This window comes from Veillonella sp. S13054-11, from assembly GCF_002959795.1.
In the GTDB taxonomy this organism is placed as follows: domain Bacteria; phylum Bacillota; class Negativicutes; order Veillonellales; family Veillonellaceae; genus Veillonella; species Veillonella parvula_E.
Genome location: NZ_PPCY01000001.1, coordinates 44337 through 62092, shown reverse-complemented (window position 1 = coordinate 62092; position 17756 = coordinate 44337). Strand labels below are relative to the sequence as shown.

The 17756-nt window shown below is 37.5% G+C and carries 12 protein-coding genes; 2 read left to right on the top strand and 10 right to left on the bottom strand.

Annotated features, from left to right (window positions below; genetic code table 11):
* Position 1 precedes the first annotated feature (1 nt).
* Genes holA through VPHSUH08_RS00260 form a run of 3 tightly spaced genes read right to left on the bottom strand, consistent with a single transcriptional unit; the run spans position 2 to position 3739 of the window.
* A complete protein-coding gene (gene holA, locus VPHSUH08_RS00270; RefSeq protein WP_004697054.1) occupies positions 2-979 on the bottom strand; it encodes a DNA polymerase III subunit delta in 978 nt (325 codons plus the stop codon).
* A gap of 11 nt (positions 980-990) precedes the next feature.
* Complete coding sequence (locus tag VPHSUH08_RS00265; protein WP_004697097.1) at positions 991-3213, bottom strand: ComEC/Rec2 family competence protein; 2223 nt, start codon at positions 3211-3213, stop codon at positions 991-993.
* Positions 3170-3739, bottom strand: coding sequence for a helix-hairpin-helix domain-containing protein (locus tag VPHSUH08_RS00260; RefSeq protein WP_004697355.1), 570 nt, complete (start codon positions 3737-3739; stop codon positions 3170-3172). The genes VPHSUH08_RS00265 and VPHSUH08_RS00260 overlap by 44 nt, the downstream gene beginning before the upstream one ends.
* A 111-nt stretch (positions 3740-3850) precedes the next feature.
* Between VPHSUH08_RS00260 and VPHSUH08_RS00255 the strand changes: the two genes are divergently transcribed.
* Positions 3851-5080, top strand: coding sequence for an aminopeptidase (locus VPHSUH08_RS00255; RefSeq protein WP_004697444.1), 1230 nt, complete (start codon positions 3851-3853; stop codon positions 5078-5080).
* Positions 5081-5158: 78 nt separating this feature from the next.
* Here VPHSUH08_RS00255 and VPHSUH08_RS00250 read toward each other — a convergent pair whose 3' ends face one another.
* The 3 genes from VPHSUH08_RS00250 to VPHSUH08_RS00240 form a co-directional block, all read right to left on the bottom strand.
* The gene (locus VPHSUH08_RS00250) at positions 5159-5638 is read right to left on the bottom strand and encodes a dCMP deaminase family protein (protein WP_004697136.1); all 480 of its coding nucleotides are present in this window, start codon (positions 5636-5638) and stop codon (positions 5159-5161) included.
* Between the two features lie 83 nt (positions 5639-5721).
* A complete protein-coding gene (leuS, locus tag VPHSUH08_RS00245) occupies positions 5722-8190 on the bottom strand; it encodes a leucine--tRNA ligase (protein ID WP_105086496.1) in 2469 nt (822 codons plus the stop codon).
* 90 nt (positions 8191-8280) lie between these two features.
* Positions 8281-9963 carry a glycosyl hydrolase family 18 protein gene (locus VPHSUH08_RS00240; RefSeq protein ID WP_105086495.1) on the bottom strand — a complete coding sequence of 561 codons (1683 nt, stop codon included), beginning with the start codon at positions 9961-9963 and terminating at the stop codon, positions 8281-8283.
* 156 nt (positions 9964-10119) lie between these two features.
* Here VPHSUH08_RS00240 and lgt point away from each other — a divergent pair, with 156 nt between their 5' ends.
* Positions 10120-10944, top strand: coding sequence for a prolipoprotein diacylglyceryl transferase (gene lgt / locus VPHSUH08_RS00235; protein WP_024061640.1), 825 nt, complete (start codon positions 10120-10122; stop codon positions 10942-10944).
* A gap of 101 nt (positions 10945-11045) precedes the next feature.
* Here lgt and trmFO read toward each other — a convergent pair whose 3' ends face one another.
* The 4 genes from trmFO to VPHSUH08_RS00215 form a co-directional block, all read right to left on the bottom strand.
* Positions 11046-12362: a methylenetetrahydrofolate--tRNA-(uracil(54)-C(5))-methyltransferase (FADH(2)-oxidizing) TrmFO gene (trmFO, locus tag VPHSUH08_RS00230; protein ID WP_024061639.1), complete on the bottom strand. Its 1317-nt coding sequence runs from the start codon at positions 12360-12362 to the stop codon at positions 11046-11048.
* Positions 12355-14727: a type I DNA topoisomerase gene (gene topA / locus VPHSUH08_RS00225; protein WP_024061638.1), complete on the bottom strand. Its 2373-nt coding sequence runs from the start codon at positions 14725-14727 to the stop codon at positions 12355-12357. The genes trmFO and topA overlap by 8 nt, the downstream gene beginning before the upstream one ends.
* The gene (dprA, locus tag VPHSUH08_RS00220; protein ID WP_105086494.1) at positions 14717-15943 is read right to left on the bottom strand and encodes a DNA-processing protein DprA; all 1227 of its coding nucleotides are present in this window, start codon (positions 15941-15943) and stop codon (positions 14717-14719) included. Before dprA ends, topA begins: the two co-directional genes overlap by 11 nt.
* Before the next feature lie 106 nt (positions 15944-16049).
* On the bottom strand, positions 16050-17756 hold the full coding sequence (locus tag VPHSUH08_RS00215) for a YifB family Mg chelatase-like AAA ATPase (RefSeq protein ID WP_024061636.1): 1707 nt from the start codon (positions 17754-17756) through the stop codon (positions 16050-16052).

Below are 17756 nucleotides of genomic sequence, written 5' to 3'. Positions count from 1 at the left end.
TTTATCCTTTATACCCACAATAGGTAATACATAAATCTCTAAATCGCCAAATATCGCCCTTACTACTACGACTATCTAAAATAATCTCATAGAGCCCTTTTAATAAAGCTCGCAAGGCCTTAACTGAAATTCTAGGACTTGCTTCGTAAGCCAACTTAATCGGATACGGTTTAAATGACGAATCATGGTCCTTACATAAGTTTTGTATGGCTTGAACAGACATTCCCGCTTGGCGACATTCGCTAACCAGTAGCTGCAAACGTAACTGCCCCTCAATATAGCTCATAGCACGATCTAATTCTTTATAGCCGAACATAAACGGAAATAATTCAAGCAATGTATCAATATCTCGTTTCAACAAAGCCTCTTTAAAGGTGAAAATATTTTTAGCACCATAGTCACTGCCATTTTCCTCTAGGAATTCTTTGGTAATTACTTTTTCCCCAGTAATTTGCAAGAAATATCGGTCAAACTCAGTTCTCATAAAAGAAACAGGTACATCTTGCCACAAATCGATGAGATGAGCTACGTATTCTTGTGCATCAGGCGTCATGTTAAAGCCATGAGATGTACAATATTGACGAATCCACATCACAAGGTCTGCCCCTTCAAGGCGCTTGCATTCAAGATTCGGTATTTTATTTAAAAGCTCTTTATTCTGCTTGATTCGTTTATCTATCATGTCATGATAAATCAAAACAATTGGATTATCCCCATTATATTCCATGATGAGCTCATATAATGGGACCCAAGCATCACTATTTTTGCCGCTTTTACGAATAATGGGCAAGTTAACTAAGCAAAACACTTTTTGATCCCCAAAGAGTGAATCTTCACAGAGCTTTTCACTAATCTTCTGTGGGCCCGCCTCATCGTCTAATACGGTCACTGGAAGGTCTGGATAGGCACTTAAAAATTTGCGTTTCTCTTCTTCAATTAATTGTGGCTCATCGCCATAAATGAGTTGAATATGTGCCATGTTTCCTCCTTTCACAGATAGATATCTTTGATATAGCCGTATCCCATTATATACATATGTTCTGTTGATGGATCCACATCGCGTAACGCACCGTGGGGACTACCAAATAGAATTGTACTATGAGGTGAAATACGCCCTATTTCATTCATTACACTGGATCGACTCGTTATATATAACACATTAGTCTTATCATTTAATTTTAGATTTTTTTCTCTACTTTGTCCATTATATACGACGATTTGGTTCATACCATTTTTATATACCACCTGTGCAGAACCGTTACTGTGAAAGTACTCAACTTTTACATCTTTAGGCTTTACACCATATGCCCTTATGGCCTGATTAATAAGTCTTTCATTAGGTATAGTTTTAATATAATCTGGTGCATCGATTAATAGATATGCTCCTCTATGGTTTGGGTCTATGCAAAGTAACACATTACACTGTTTCATAGGAATATAATGGATTATTGTGTCCTTATGATACTGAGTCACATAGTATGAAGCACCAAAGGTTGCAACCATACATAATAAGGACATCACTATATATACAGTATACTTATTCTTATGTGTCAAAAAATACGTAAATAAACCTAATAGAGCATAATATATATAAACACAATAAAGATGCATCATACCAAGCCAAAGTAGACTATAACTACGTCCTAACACATGATTTAAATATAAAGATATTCGCAATAGTACATCTACTAAAGACCATATTAACGATATAGGGAATACGTAACTGACTAAAGTACTTACAAAAATTAAAACTATGGATATATCTAATAGGGGCGCTACTATACAGGCTGCTAGCAAACTAGCAATACTAATATAGTGAAAGTAATAGAGTTGTAATGGCAATATGAGTAACTGTGCGGATACACATAATACAAAAGGTGTTTTTATCCACCTTGGTAACCACTGTATCCGTTCATATAGTACCTTTCCCCATATGAGTAAACCATAGGTTGCACCAAAGGATAACTGAAAGCTTACATCAAATAAAGAAAAAGGATCATATACAAGACATATAATAGCGCATATACATAAAGCCTGTTTAGCTTGATATAATCGTCCTTTTACATAAGCCATGCACATGAGTATACTCATCATCGTTGCACGTATAACTGGTGCATCTCCACCAATGATACAGCAATATGTACAAGCTACTAATATACCTAAAATTAAGCATGTGCGCTTCCGTAATTTAACGAGTCTTCCTAAACCGTAAATTAAGGCTAATAGCAGTGCAATATGTGAGCCAGAGATAGAAAGAATGTGGATGAGACCCGTATAAGCAAAATCTTTTATTCGCTCTTCCCCTAGCTCACTATAATGACCACCCAAGCATAAGGCTTGTGCTAATACCTTTTGTGGGCCATCTAGATTACTAGCAATATTTTTTTCAATAGATTCTCGTATTTGACCACATAAATATAAACTTCTCCTATATATTTCTTCATAAATACTCTTTTTATATGAAAATGTTTGTAAATCTTTAGCACTGGCAGGTCGATAAACTCCATCGTAGATTCGTCCTCTTGTGTTAGAACCCATATATCTGCCTCGAAGATTGATTCGACCTTCCTCTTCGATGAGAAATAAAGACTTTGGAGTTCCTTCAATAATGGCTTGTTCTCCCAATTTTATTTTGTTATTTGTAGCTGATACCTTAGAGTATACTTGCAAACGTCCTTGAGCCTTTATATAGGAGTTTTTTGCGGTATCTTTATAAGGATGTAATCTATGAAGAGTAACATTATATTTGTAATATTTCTGTCCATCTAGATTTACTATTTCAGGAGATGATACAACAGTACCTAGATATTCTCCTTCTTGCTGTAAATAGTATGATGTATAACTATTATAATTAATAATTTGTAAATCTGTTTGATAATAAGATAAACCAACTAAAACAAAGACTAAGATGATTAACTTGCTAAGTGAATGCCATCTTTCAGACGATTGTAATGCTTTGAAAATACCCACAACTATAATAGCTAACCCAATAGCAAAGATGTAGTGCATCTGCATAAGTACAGGATAATACTGACCATAGCCTAATATTGTACCCATAATTATAGAACCCAATATAGTATGTGCCCATTGACTATGGGTTAAAACCTTAGTGTTCCAATTAACATCATTTGCATCAAAGAAGGGTTCATCATTCTTGCTATCTTGATGACTAAATTGTAATTTTGTCTTTAATCTTCTTAAATACTCCGTCACCAATGCCCTTCACCCCCTTAATACCTTCAATGGATGTAAAGGGACCCTTTTGCGAACGATATTCTTCAATTCTCTTCGCCATAGCTGGGCCAATACCTGGTAATGAATCTAATTCCTTTGCAGTTGCCGTATTGATATTAATCTTGTTACCGCGCAATAAAACCTCTGGATTACCGTGAAAGTTAAATACTATATGGATATGATCTCCCGCATTTACTGGTTTTGCCATATTGACTGATTCTATATCAGCATAAGGTAGTAGCCCACCTGCAAGCTTTACCATATCTCCATAAGTAGCTGAATTTTCATATTCATACAATCCTGGTGATACAACAGCACCTGTAATATACGCAATTGGTTTATTGGGCAATTGTTCTACATTTGATATAGAAGAATTTCCATCTATTGCCCCTTCAGCTAGGACAGAATCGCTTTCATCTGTTATAATAGGCCATAGGAAATAAATTCCTACTAAAATACATAGGATTAATATAATTATCGTATACGGCTTCAATTTACTTTTCATAATGCACCTCCTACTAAAGGATTTTCCAATATAAAAGTAAACTCCTACCGTTGACTCTATTGGTCACACAAGCAGGAGTTTTATAATTGATGTCGAATATAAGGAGACTCAATGAATCAAGATACATTAAGAAAATATGCCCGTACATTATTACAATACGGCGTAAATTTACAACAAGATCAAACTTTAGTTATTTCTGTTGATGTGGAAAATAAAGACTTTGCAGTTATCGTTACAGAAGAAGCCTATCAATTGGGGGCTAAAGAGGTTGTCCTCAACTGGCGCTGTTCACCTATTGCACGTCAACGTTTAATGCATGCCAAAGAAACAGTCTTAGAAAAACCTGCTAACTGGATTCCTGAATTCTATAAGCAATATATCGATGATAAAGCGGCATTCTTATCTTTAATTAGTGCCAACCCTAAAGCCCTTGCTGGCATCCCGACAGAACGTATTTCTTTACATTCTCGTAATTTAAACAAAGCCTTATCCTTCTATCACACAGCTATTATGAATTCGTCTGTTACTTGGTGCGTTGCTTCTGTGCCAACTGTCTTATGGGCAGATTTACTCGGTTATGAAGGTACCGATGAAGAAAAAATTGACCAATTGTGGGCAACTTTGCTTAAACTTTGTCGCATCGAAGGCATTGAGGCAAAGGATACATACCGTCACCACATGGCTAAATTACGCCATCGTCGCGAAGCAATTAATAAACTAGACTTAAAAGCATTGCGTTACACTTGTGAAAATGGTACTGACCTCTTACTAGAATTACCAGAAGGTCATATTTGGCAAGGCGGTGAAGAAGCGTCTAAAGATGGTACTATCTTCAATGCTAATATTCCTACCGAAGAAATTTTCTCTGCACCACAGTACAATGGTGTAAACGGCATTGTATATAGCACAAAACCTTTAATTTACCATGGCAATACGATTTCTGATTTCTCCTTCACTTTCAAAGAAGGTAAAATTGTAGAGTACACTGCCAAAGAAGGTTATGAAGTACTAAAAGAATTAGTTGAGACAGATGAAGGCTCACACTACCTTGGCGAAGTTGCATTAGTTGATCATTTTAGTCCAATCAGCCAATCTAATCAAATCTTCTATGAAACATTATTCGATGAAAATGCATCATGCCATCTAGCAATTGGAGCCTCTTACCCTACATGCCTCAAAAACAGTGATGGTTTATCTGACGACGAATTAAAAGAACGTGGTTTGAACCACTCTTTAACACATGTAGACTTTATGATTGGTCATGAACATATGAATATCAAAGGCTATACACGTGATGGCCAAGAAGTAGACATCATGATCGATGGTCGCTTACAAGTATAAACATAAATAAAAGATAACGAAATCCCCCATATACAACTGTATATAGGGGATTTTAAAAGCAATTAAATTTTTATTACATTACAATGTGATATTCAAAGTGCGGCCTGTAGGCTTGTATTCAATAATTTCTACACCTGCGGTTTTTAACATTCGTTTAGAAGCTTTTACCTCTTTCGTATCCTTATATAGGTCATCACGATAGATAACGGCCTTAATACCACTTTGAATAATGGCTTTCGCACATTCATTACAAGGGAAAAGTGTTACATATATTTTAGAACCTTCTAAAGAACCGCCCCGATAATTAAGTATGGCATTCAGTTCACTATGAACGGTATAAAAGTATTTATTATCATCCGCCGTATCGCGTTCCCATGTGAAATCATCATCACTACAATTTAATGGCATCCCATTATAGCCAATAGACAATATTTTATTATCATTGCTCACAATACAGGCACCTACTTGTGTGTTGGGATCTTTAGAACGCTGTGCCGCTAAAATGGCAACACCCATGAAGTATTCATCCCAGGAAATATAATCGTTACGTTTTGCCATAGTTACCTCTCTTAAAAATAAGCCCCCATCTACCTATGTAGTTGGGGGCTTACATTATTAACCAAAAATATCATCATTTATATTTATTTAACAACGATATTTACAAGTTTACCTGGTACATAAATAACTTTTACAATGTTTTTACCTTCTGTAAACTCTTGAACACGGCTAGACTCTTTAGCCATTGTTTCTAATTCTTCTTTCGTAATATTTACGGAAACAGTAAGTTTATCGCGAACTTTACCATTTACTTGCAATACTACTTCTACTTCATCTACTACAAGCGCAGCTTCTTCGTATACAGGCCAATTTTCAGTATGAATGGATGTAGCTTCACCCAATTCATGCCACAACTCTTCTGTCATATGAGGAACAAATGGTGCTAAAAGAAGCAATAAGGAATGTGTCAATTCATTAGCTAATGCGCTATTGATTGTTTCTGCTTTATCCTTATGAGCGTACATAGCATTTACAAGTTCCATGATAGCAGAAATAGCAGTATTGAAGTTGAAGTTGTTATCGAGGTCTTCTGTTACCTTTTTGATAACACGGTGTAATTCACGACGCAATCCGAATTCGTCTTTTGTAAGATCACCGGTTACATTTTTCTTAGCTTCTTCGTTGTACGCATCAACAATACGCCATACACGGCCTAAGAAACGATAAGAACCTTCAACACCTTGGTCAGACCAATCAAGGTCACGATCTACAGGCGCTGCGAATAGAATAAACAAGCGAGCAGTATCTGCACCATAAGTATTGATAATTTCTTCAGGAGAAACTACATTACCTTTAGATTTAGACATTTTACTGCCTTCTTTAAGAACCATACCTTGTGTCAACAAGCCACGGAATGGTTCATTTGCATCGATAAGGCCTAAATCGTGAATAACTTTCACAAAGAATCGAGAGTACAATAAATGCAAGATAGCATGTTCAATACCGCCGATATATTGGTCAACATTCATCCAGTAATTAGCAATTTTTTTATCGAATGGAGCTTGGTCGTTTTTAGCGTCTGTATAGCGCAAGAAGTACCAAGAGGAATCGATAAATGTGTCCATCGTGTCTGTTTCACGACGTGCAGGGCCACCACATTTAGGACATGTAGTATTTAAGAAGCTTTCAGATGTAGCCAATGGAGATACAGCACCAGATTCAAATTTAACATCCTCTGGCAAGCGTACTGGCAACTCTTCTTCAGGAACGAGTTGTTCACCACAAGTTTCACAGTATACTACAGGAATTGGCACGCCCCAGTAACGTTGACGAGAAATCAACCAGTCACGAAGACGGAAGTTTACCTTACCTTCACCAATGCCGCGTTCATTAAGAGCTGCCGTGATATTTTTACGAGCCTCTTCAGATGTTTGGCCATTATATTCACCAGAGTTAACAAGAATACCATCTTCATGATACCATTCTTGCCATTTTTCAAGGCTGTATTCTTCACCTTCACGAGTTACGACTTGTTTAATAGGCAAATCATATTTATGAGCAAATTCCCAGTCGCGTTCATCATGTGCAGGGGAGCCCATTACAGCACCAGTACCATAGTCTACCAATACATAGTTTGCAATCCACACAGGAACTTGTTCGCCAGACATTGGGTTTACTGCATAAGACCCAGTAAACATACCTTCTTTAGGTGCCTCTGTAGATGTACGGTCGATATCGCTCATATTGCGCATACGCGTAATGAAAGCTTCTAATTCAGTTTTATTAGGAGCATTTTCAATGAGGCGTTCCACATATGGATGTTCAGGAGCCAATACTACATAGCTTACGCCGTAAATAGTATCAACACGTGTAGTATACACAGATACGCGTTCATTGATGGATGGCACTTCAAAGGAAAATTCTGTACCTTCAGAACGACCAATCCAGTTCTTTTGCATCAACTTAACGCGTTGTGGCCAATGATCTAGAGTATCTAAATCAGCTAACAAGCGATCTGCATATTCAGTGATGCGTAAAAACCATTGCGACAAATCTTTTTTCTCAACAGGGTTATCACAGCGCCAACAAGCACCATCGATGACTTGTTCGTTTGCCAAAACAGTATGACAAGTTTCACACCAGTTTACTTTAGCTTCTTTTTTGTACGCTAAGCCTTTTTTATAAAATTGTTGGAAGAACCATTGAGTCCATTTATAGTAATCTTCTTTGCAAGTCGCTACTTCACGGTCCCAATCGTAGGACAAACCAAGAGCTTTTTGTTGTAATTTCATGTTCTCGATATTATCAAGAGTCCATGTTTTAGGTGCAAAACCATGTTTGATAGCCGCATTTTCAGCAGGCATACCAAAGGAGTCCCAGCCCATTGGATGCAACACGTTGAAGCCCTTCATTTTTTTGAAACGAGCTACTACGTCACCGATGGAATAGTTACGCACGTGACCCATGTGTAAGTTACCAGATGGGTACGGGAACATTTCTAATACATAGTATTTTTCTTTAGATTCATCATATTCTGTTTTAAATGTATGGTTATCTTCCCAATACTGTTGCCACTTTTTTTCAATATCTTGGGCTACATACTTTTCGTTCATGTAGGGGCCTCCTCATATGGTCAACCTCATAGGTTGCCATTTTATAATTAATATTTTTATTTTACTACGTACTGTAAAAGCAGTCAAACACTAGCGTTTTACGACTTGAATAGTTTTTATTAAATCATTTTTAGGGCTTGTATTTTGATCAGAACTATGACTAGTATATAAATCATTTTGCTCTTTAACAGTTTGTTTATTGTGTTCTTTTCTAGCTTTAGCCTCTTCTTCTAAGCGTTTTTTCTCAGCTTTTACTTTTTCAACTTCTTCTTTTGCTTTGCGTTTAGCAGCTTCTTTCTCTTCTTTAGCTTTCCGTTTTGCTTCCGCTTTAGCTGCTTTTTCTTTTTCTTTTTCTTCTAAGCGTAATTTGTATTGTTCAAGCTTTGTTAATGGTTTAGCTTCTTGAACTACAGGTTCAGGAACAACTGCTGTAGGAGATTTAGGAATACCACGTCCTAAGTCTTTTTCTTGAATCATAGTAATCGTAGAAATATCTTCAAACCCTTTACGCCATGCTGCAAACCCACCAAGGTGTAATTCTTTTACCAGATCAAGTTTTAAGCCTAACGATGTATTATCTTCAAACCAAATACGATCTGAACCAGAAGCTGTTGGAATAGATAAATAGTATAACTTTAATCGATCGTCCCAAGTCATTTTATCTCTGTAATTAGCAAAGTAATTACTTGTATTCTTCATAGCCAATGTCTCGCTTTTTGCATAACCATTCGTTTCATGCCATAAGCGCATATAGAATGGTACGCCTAATATTAACTTTTGAGAAGGAACTTCAGATAGCATTCTTTCTGTATGGCTACGGACCCAAGGATAACTTGCAACAGGACCTGCAGTAGTACTCTTAGCCCAAGTTTCGTCATACGCCATAAGAACTACATAATCTACTGTATCTGCCAAAGCTTTACGGTTATACACTAATGACCATTCTGGACTATCAGAATAGCCAGTCACATCGATAGAAGTTTTAATATTATACTGATGTAAATGATTAGACAAATATGCTACAAATGTTGTTAAACGATCACGATCAGCATAATTAATGTTTTCAAAGTCAAAGTTATAACCATCAAACCCATATATATAGGCATATTGAACAAGGTTATGAGCAAATTTCTTCCATACCGATTGATCCGACAAAATACCACTTGTAAAATTAGAGTCAAACCGATTAGTAATTAACGGCCAAATATGATAGCCTTTATCCTTATACGCTTTCACATAATCAATATTTACATTTGAACTTGCTTCTAAACCTAAGCTATGCAATTTAAACCAACTTGGAGAAATAATATTATCACCACTCGTATTGAGTTTTGCCTGATACGGAATTCCCTCTGTTGTCCATGGATCAAAAGCCCAAGCCAATGGTGTTTGCAATGTATAAGGCGCTTTCACCGTAGATGCTTCTGGTGCAGGGCCTAAAATAAGTTGACCATTATTTTTTGTATAACTAACACCCAGCATAGCTGGTTCAGACTCAATATCTACATAGGATAGACCATCTTTTTTGGTAATGGGCAATTTAACAGGTTCACCTACGGATGTAGGATTTAAAACAACCTTATCACCTTGTAATTCACTTTGTGGAACATACACGGTATATGATGTTTTATATTGATTTGCTTCGTAATGACGTGTAGTATTAGCTAAAAATTGATCTAATGGAACCAATACTTCTGCATGTACGAATGTACTTGATAATGCGGACATTACTAAAGCCGTTAACGATTTTATAATAGTAGATTTACGAATCATGTACTCTCCTAATTCTAGGTCCCATACTGGGATACAATACCAATTTCTATATTATACCATATTATATATAGTTCATCTCTTTTCTTGCACGAAGGATATATGTAATTTATAATTTAATCTATGTACTAATAAAAATTATCACATAAGGAGTTTTGTATGCATCAATATTTATTTTTCATAGGGGACTTCCCTATTAGAGCCTATGGTACCATGTTAGCTTTGGCTATCATCTGTGGTGCCTCTGTTGCCTATGTACTTTTGAAAAAGGATGGTCGCGGATGGCATGAACACATCATCGACTTTTCCATTACTGTTGCCGTAGCTGGTCTCATCGGTGCTCGCCTATGGGATGTCTTTTTCTTTGATTGGGATTATTACGGTAATCATTTATTGGAAATTCCCTTTGTTTGGCAAGGAGGCATGGCCATTCAAGGTGGCGTAGTACTAGGCACAATTGCGGGCTATTGGTATCTTCGTAAAAACAAGATTGACTTTTGGGCTTTTGCCGATTTATTTGCCCCTGCATTGATTTTGGCTCAATCCGTAGGTCGTATGGCAAACCTCTTAAACGGTGATGCTTTTGGTCATCCTACGGGCGGTAATTATGGTATTATCTATCCTGAAAGTACCCTTGCATACCGCACCTACGGTAATCAACCGCTTTGGCCTGCCGAAGTATGGGAAGGTCAAATCGATATTCTTATCTTTGTGGCCCTTCTATTATTTGGATCTTTTAAGCATGCTAAGGGTCAAGTATTCGTACTATATGCCATTCTCTATTCTACGGCTCGCTTTTTCTTAGAGTTCTTACGTGGCGATTACGTAAACGTAACGTTAGGTCTAAAATCTGCTCAAATGACGAGTTTAATAGCTATCATTGTCGGTATCTGTGTATTCATCTATCTAGGCTATCTAGAAAAGAAAAATCAAAAGGTACTTGTTGATATAGAATCAACAGTAAAAACTAAAAAACGTAAATAAATTACATATAAAAAGAAAAGTCCTGCATTCATTGGTTTTACCATTGAATGTAGGACTTTTACTATTTTTTGAAATAAAACTATTTCTTAAAAGGATATTTCTTATAAATTTTCTTTAGCTTTTAGAGCTTCCAGTTCTTCTAAAGCACGATTTGCAATCAGTGCATTTTTTTCTTTTTTCTTACGTACTTTTTGAGGCCACGACTCCATAATGCCAAAGTTGACATTCATTGGTTGGAAGTTAGAGCCTTCGTAGTTAGAAATATAGTGGCTAAGAGAGCCAATAGCCGTCGTCTTAGGGAATTCAATAAACGGTTGTTCCTTTAAATAACGATATACTTGTAGACCTACCATGAGACCGCTAGCAGCAGACTCCAAGTAGCCTTCTACACCTGTCATTTGACCAGCAAAGAATAGACGTGGTTCTTTTTTTAGTTGGAATGCGTGATTTAACAAATCAGGAGAATTGATATATGTATTGCGATGCATAACACCATAACGAACAAATTCTGCATTTTCGAGTCCTGGAATCATACCGAATACACGCTTTTGTTCACCCCATTTTAAATGAGTTTGGAAGCCTACCAAGTTAAACATGGTGCCTTCCTTATTTTCCTTACGCAATTGTACCACTGCGTAAGATTCCTCATTGGTACGTTTATCCACTAAGCCTACAGGCTTTAATGGTCCATAACGTAATGTATCTTCACCACGGCTTGCCATGATTTCTACGGGCATACAGCCTTCAAAGTAGATTTCTTTTTCAAAATCCTTTGGCTGTACGGCTTCAGCTGTTTTAAGCTCATGCCAGAACGCTTTATATTCCTCTTCTGTCATAGGACAGTTAAGATAATCCGCATCGCCTTTGTCATAACGAGAAGCAGCAAAAACTTTATCGTAGTTTAAAGATTCAGCCGTTACGATAGGTGCAGCAGCATCGTAGAAGTAAAAGCCTGTTTCACCAGTTAGGGCTTTAATCTTATCTCCTAATGCTTCAGATGTAAGTGGACCAGAAGCAAAGATAACAGTTCTCTCTGTAGGAATCTCAGTTACCTCTTCGTGATGAACTGTAATATTAGGATGGCTCTTTACCTTCTTAGTCACCATTTCACTAAATAAATGACGATCAACGGCTAATGCACCACCGGCAGGTACAGCAGTTGCATCGGCACATTCCATAATGATAGAACCTAAACGACGCATTTCTTCTTTCAAAAGGCCTACCGCATTTTCAATATTACCAGCACGCAACGAGTTACTACATACGAGCTCTGCAAATTGATCTGTTTGGTGCGCCGGAGAACTCTTCACAGGGCGCATTTCATATAAGTCTACATGAATACCTCGGTTAGCGAGTTGCCAAGCCGCTTCGGAGCCTGCAAGGCCTGCACCAATAACAATAACATTTTTATTATTCAATTGTAGTTTCCTCTTTTTTAGCTTTACTAGACTTTTTAGATTCTTTTACAGGTTCTTCACTAGCTTCGCTCTTTTTCTTTCTTGTTTTCTTTGGTGGTCGAGTCGGACAAGTTTCATTGGAACAGAACTTTTTAACTGTACCATTTTTATATGTCTTTTCAACCATTATAGAACCACATGTTTCACAGAAATCATGGGTTGGCTTATCCCATAGTGTAAAGTCACATTGTGGGTATCGATTACAGCCATAGAAAATGCGTCCACGACGAGACTTACGTTCTACGATTTCCCCTTCTTTACATTTAGGACACGTTACCCCAGTTCCCACTGTAATAGGTTTTGTGTTTTTACATTCTGGAAAATTAGAGCATGCTAAGAACTTACCGTATCGACCAAATTTATATACCATTGGACTATGACAAAGTTCACATATCTCATCGCTTTCCATAGATGCAATTTCAATGCGGTCTACATCACTTGCATCTTCTAGTTCTTGCGCAAAGACCTCGTAGAAATCAGATAATACTTTTACATACGTATCCTTACCAGATGCGATAGCATCAAGTTCTTCTTCTAAATCACGGGTAAAGCCAGTATTGATGATTTTTTCAAAATATGTAATCAAGAAGTCTACCACCACAAAGCCTAACTCTGTAGGCACGAATTGTTTATTCGTATTTTCCACATAGTTACGGCTTACGATAGTATCTAGAATTGGTGCGTATGTACTAGGGCGACCAATGCCAAGTTCTTCTAATGTCTTGATAAGACTCGCCTCGGAGTAACGTGGAGGTGGTTGTGTAAAATGTTGTTCAGGCAATACCTCTACCGTATGGGCAGCATCATTCTTTTTCAGAGCTGGCAATTGAGGTGCATCCTCTTTTTTCACATCTTCATAAACGGCACTGAAACCTGGGAAGATAACACGAGAGCCAGTTGCTTTAAAGGTATAGTCATCTTTAACATTCAACTCAATCGTTGTGGATTCATTTTGTTGAGGCGCCATTTGGCTCGCCATAAAACGATTCCAAATCAACGTATATAGCTTAAGTTCATCGCGACTCAAGAATGGTTCCACCATTTTAGGTGTTAACTCGAGAGATGTAGGACGAATCGCCTCATGCGCATCTTGTGCAGAACCTTTAGAACCGTACACATTTGGTTTAGATGGATAATATTCCTCCCCATAGTTACGAAGAATAAAGTCCTTAGCCATAACTTGCATCTCTTTAGAAATACGCGTAGAGTCTGTACGCATGTACGTAATCAAACCTACGTGGCCATAGGAGCCAATTTCTAAACCTTCATATAAATGTTGGGCAATCATCATCGTACGCTTAGCACCAAAGTTCAATTTACGCACACCATCTTGTTGCAACGTAGATGTTGTAAACGGAGGTGCCGCTTTACGAGAACGTTTGCGCTTTTCAATATTTGTCACTACTGCATCTTCACCGCCAATAGCATCAACCACCGCTTGTGCATCGCTTTCAGTAGTAATATCGATTTTCTCGCCTTTAATATGTGTCAACTCCGCTGTGAAAGATTCTTTTTTAGGTGTTTCAAAATTACCTTTAATGGTCCAATATTCTTGTGGTTCGAAGGCTTGGATTTCGCGCTCTCGTTCACAGATGAGTCGAACTGCTACAGATTGTACACGACCAGCGCTGAGACCCTTACATACTTTTTTCCAAAGTAATGGACTCAATTTATAGCCTACGATACGATCTAATACACGGCGCGCTTGTTGAGCATCTACCATATTCATATCGATGGTACGTGGAGCCTCCAAAGCCTCTGCTACGGCATTTTTAGTGATTTCATTAAACGTAATACGACATGTAGACTTAGGATCTACATTGAGAATGTACGCTAAGTGCCAAGAAATGGCTTCCCCTTCGCGGTCAGGGTCAGTTGCAAGCAATACGGCACTGCTTTCATCAGCATAGGAAACGAGTTCATCTATAACCTTTTTACGAGTTACAAGATTGCTGTAGCGCGGTGTAAAGCCATGCTCTATATCGATGCCCATTTGAGATTTAGGCAAGTCTCGTAGATGGCCCATACTTGCTTTTACCACATAGTTAGGACCTAAGAATTTTTCAATTGTTTTAGATTTAGCAGGAGATTCTACAATAACCAAGACTTTGCCGTTCGGATTATATACGCGAGGTTCCCGTTGCTCCGGTGGCACAGAAGTTTGTAGTACAGATTTATCCCGTACAATCCCCATTGGAGTAAGGGCTTCTTTAGTAACCTTACGCTTTATAGTAGTACTCTCTTTCTTAGTATTTTTCTTTTCTGTATCTTTACTAGTACTAGCTGCTTTCGGCTCGCCAATAACGATAGATCGTTTAATGGACAAGTATATCACTCCTAGTCATATTAATATAGCCTCTCGGCGGATGATTCTCTATAGCCCCTTCCATTTCTAATGTTAGTAATAAGGGCTGTAGTTGTTGTAATGGAATACGAGTCGCTTTCAAAATATCACTAACCGTAATACATCGATCATGAGGTATTTCATTCAATATTACACTCCTATCCACATTAAAGCTTAACATAGAGCACCCTTTTCTATCAACACTTTGACTATGATTCCCTATTTGAACGCTAGCTTTTACGCCTTTATTACCTTTATTATTTGTTGGTAAAAGTTTATGTTCACTAGAAAAATATTCCCGCATTGTTAAATGGTATTGTTCAACTATATCCTCATAACCAGTAAGTACATATGCACCATTTTTCATTAAGAATTTATTTCCATCTGCTGTATGGTCTAATAGATTACATGGTACCACAAATACATCTCGACCTTCACTAACCGCCATATCTGCCGTAATCAAAGAACCACTACTAGACTTGGCCTCCACTACGATAACACCTCTGCATAATCCACTAATGATACGATTCCGTGCTGGGAAATGTTTTGCGGACGGCGGTGTACCTGGCGGGTATTCGGAGAGAAGTAACCCATTATTTTGTAATATACGATCAAATAATTTTGCATTTTCTCGAGGATAGGTAATATCTAAACCACATCCCATAACAATGATTCCATACCCCTGACTAGCCAGAAGGCCTTCATGACCATGTGAGTCTATACCACGCGCCCCACCACTAACAATAATGGTACTATATTTACCTAATTCCTTGCCGAGCATTCTCGCCACATTCCGACCATATAAGGAGCAACTCCTTGCTCCAACAATAGCAATACGATTTAAGCGTCCATCTAAGAGTGCCCGATTACCTCTCATAAATAAAATGGCTGGCGGATTATATATATGATTTAAAATAGACGGAAAGTCTTTGTCTAAAAAGGTAGTAAAATCCATCTGGTATTCGTCTACTTTATGGATAATATACTCTAATTTTTCATCTTTAGCCGATGCTGAAATGGCACGTTTATCAGATGCAGAAATATATGTATAAGATTTTAAGTTTTCTACATTCTTAATAGCTTGCCACGCATCATAAGGGGATCCAAAATCCTCTATAAAACGCCTTACATATGTGGCTCCAACATTGTATAAGCTTTGTAATCCTGCAATATAAATATTGTCATCGTATCTAGTCATATAAACACCTAGTAATTCTTTCTAAGTATATAATCATTAATTTTATATAGAATCAAACAACTACTTTTGGCAAATAAACAACTACTAAATTTATGAGATAATTACTTTATTTGCCAGTTCTAAATAACATTGCTTCAGAAATATGATGTGGTTCTACTTTTGGATTTTCTTCTAAATCAGCAATTGTACGAGCCACCTTTAATATGCGATCAAAAGCTCGCCCACTTAAATGAAAATGGTCAAATATATTGCCTAAAACACTCCAAGCCTTATCTGTAATATTGCATAGTTCACTAATTGCCTTATGGGGAACTGCTCCATTCGAATTAAAGTCAAAACCTTCATATCGTTTCTGTTGCATAGCAGTGGCCATGATAACTTGTTGTCTCATACTTTCACTCGTCATATTTGAAGATGATGTATCTAACAGCTGTTCAAGGGTCGGTCTCTCAACGGGAATATGCAAATCAATACGATCCATAATCGGCCCTGATAACCGTTGCTGATAGTTTTTAACCATCGTTTCTGTACAGACACATTCCTTATAAGGATCATGGTAATACCCACAAGGACAAGGATTGGCCGCAAGAATACAAATAAAATTAGCTGGATATATATAATTTCCTTGAGACCGATTTATAGTAATCGTTCTAGACTCTAAAGGCTGTCGTAATGCATCGATTACTTGGCGTTGAAACTCAGGCGCTTCATCCATAAATAATACGCCTCCATGAGCTAATGTTACCTCTCCAGGACGTCCCTGTATCCCTCCACCGACCATACTAGCCAAAGTTGCCGTATGATGAGGATGTCTAAAAGGTCTAGATTTCACTAGCCCATTATCACCTAGTAAACCTATTACATCTTGTATACGACTCACTTCAACAATTTCATTCCAAGTCATAGGAGGCAATATGGTCGGCAATCGTTCGGCCATCATCGTTTTACCCCCACCTGGAGGCCCTATCATAATACAATGATGATGACCTGCAGCACTGATGAGCATGGCTCGTTTGCCTAACTCTTGACCTTGTACATCGCCAAAATCAACTGTATATGGTTGATTAGTCTTTATAGTTATACTTTCATCCGTAACAGACGTATCAACACAATTATTACTAATCATAGTTACTTGTGGTTTACTGATTGTATCTAGATTTTCATTGCTTCCGGTTAATGGCATAGACTCTAAAGGCCCTAGAATTGATTTATTGGCATTGTGTTTATCTACTTTTCCTTTTTTGATACTTATTTGTTTATTTTTATCAACTACCTTTGGCTTAATTTGTTCCTCTAAAATAGTAATAATTTCTTGTAGTGATGATCCACCATATATAGTTAAATTAGGAATAGACTGTAGCACTTTACCATTTTCAATACTTGTATAAATTTTTGAATAATTAGCATCTAATCCTGCTAGCGACATAGCTAGAGTCCCAAAGGTCGGTAATAACGAACCATCTAACGCTAACTCTCCCATAAACAAACTCTTATCAAATAAAGCCGAAATTTTAGCTTTACGCCCATTTATCTGTCCTGATGCAAGCAGAACCCCTAAAGCGATTGCTAAATCGAGCCCAGCGCTACTTTTACGAATTGTAGCCGGGGCTAAATTGACTACGATGCGTCTCATTGGAAATTCGTATCCACTATTTTTAATGGCCGCTCGTACCCGTTCACGAGCCTCTTTAACAGATTGATTAGGTAGTCCAACGATATCAAAGACCGGCAAACCTTGTGATATATCAACCTCTACAGTAATGATACATCCATCAATGCCGTGTAAGGTGGCTCCATTTAATTTTGCGTACAT